The sequence below is a fragment of the Kitasatospora putterlickiae genome (assembly GCF_039527695.1).
Classification (GTDB): Bacteria; Actinomycetota; Actinomycetes; order Streptomycetales; family Streptomycetaceae; genus Kitasatospora; species Kitasatospora putterlickiae.
This window is the reverse complement of the sequence record NZ_BAAAKJ010000373.1, coordinates 1,809-3,213: the sequence shown is the minus strand read 5'-3', so window position 1 is coordinate 3,213 and position 1,405 is coordinate 1,809. Positions and strand designations below refer to the sequence as shown.

At 76.2% G+C, this 1,405-nt stretch carries 2 protein-coding genes; one reads left to right on the top strand and one right to left on the bottom strand.

The genetic code is table 11. From position 1 onward, the window contains the following. Window positions 1-148 precede the first annotated feature (148 nt). Entirely contained in the window at window positions 149-931 is a 783-nt protein-coding gene (locus ABD308_RS33055) for an SGNH/GDSL hydrolase family protein (RefSeq protein WP_344343276.1), read from the top strand. A gap of 7 nt (window positions 932-938) precedes the next feature. On the opposite strand, the gene ABD308_RS33050 is transcribed toward ABD308_RS33055, so the two are convergent. Further along, complete coding sequence (locus ABD308_RS33050; protein ID WP_344343274.1) at window positions 939-1,340, bottom strand: ribosomal maturation YjgA family protein; 402 nt, start codon at window positions 1,338-1,340, stop codon at window positions 939-941. Between the last annotated feature and the right edge of the window lie 65 nt (window positions 1,341-1,405).

Sequence of the window (1,405 nt, the reverse complement as noted above, 5' to 3'; positions counted from 1 at the left end):
CGCCCCGCGCACCCGGCGCGCCGCTCCGCGCGTCCCGGGCGCACGGGGGCGCGGGCTCACGCCTCACAGGGCACGTGGCCGATCTCACGTACCGCGACCGGGCACCTACGGTGGCGTAGGTCACTTCAGACAGTGAACTATTTCTGTCATGCCGAACCTCCAGGAGACTCTTGACCTCGATTCGTACGTCGCCCTCGGGGACAGCTTCACCGAAGGGCTGAACGACCCCGTCGCCGACGGCGCCTTCGCCGGCTGGGCCGACCGGCTGGCGGCGCTGCTCGCCGCGGGCCGGCCGCCGGGCGGGTTCCGGTACGCGAACCTCGCGGTGCGCGGCCGGCTGCTGGACCAGATCGTCGCCGAACAGGTGCCGCAGGTCCGCCGCATCCAGCCCGACCTGGTCACCTTCTGCGCCGGCGGCAACGACATCCTGCGCCCCGGCGGCGACCCCGACGAGGTCGCCGAGCGCTTCGAGGCCGCCGTCGCCCAACTCGCCGAATCGGCGGGTACGGTGCTGATCTGCACCGGCTTCGACACCCGCGGCGTGCCGCTGCTGAAACACCTGCGCGGCAAGATCGCCACCTACAACGGCCACATGCGGGCCGTCGCCGACCGGCACGGCTGCCAGGTGGCCGACCTGTGGTCGCTGCGCGCCGTCCAGGACCGCCGGGCCTGGAGCGAGGACCGGCTGCACCTCTCCCCCGAGGGGCACCAGCGGGTCGCCCTGCTGGCCGCCCGCTCGCTGGGCCTGCGCACCGAGCAGGACCCGGAGGCGCCGTGGCCGTCCGGCCCGGTGCCCTCGTCCGCCGAGCAGCGCCGGGAGAACATCCAGTGGGCGCGCGAGTACCTGCTGCCGTGGGTCGGCCGCCGGCTGCGCGGCGAGTCCTCCGGTGACCACGTCGAGGCCAAGCGGCCCGAGCTGATGCCGCTCTGACGCCGCCTCAGGCCCGCCGCCGCCCGGCCGCCCGCGCGCCCTGGTGCGCCAAGGCGGCCAGGCCCGCGCCGGCCAGGTACCAGAGCAGGTCGGGCGGGTTGAAGGTGGAGCCGAGCACCAGCCGGGCGAGCGCGCTGTGCCGGGCCAGGCCGTCGGGGACACCGGTGAGCTGGAACAGTTCGACGGCCCAGCTCAGCCCGGCGGCCCAGGCCGCGGCCGCCCGGGGCCGCAGGCTGGGCGCGACCAGCACCACGAGCGCGTACAGCAGCACGGTGTAGAGGGCGTCGCCCGCGTACTTGGCGACGTCGCCGCCGGCCACCGACCGCACCCCGAGGCCCGCCACCACCGTCAGCCCGGCCGCGACCGCCGCCGGCCACCGACCCGCCCACCGCCCCCGAAGATCGTCCACCACGGCACCCTACGGGATGGCCCGGGCCGCCCCGACCCCGCCGGACGCGCCCGGAACCGTCCGCG

Excerpts from the sequence above, each read along its gene's own strand:
- ABD308_RS33055 (WP_344343276.1), top strand. The coding sequence starts at position 149 with ATGCCGAACCTCCAGGAGACTCTTGACCTCGATTCGTACGTCGCCCTC.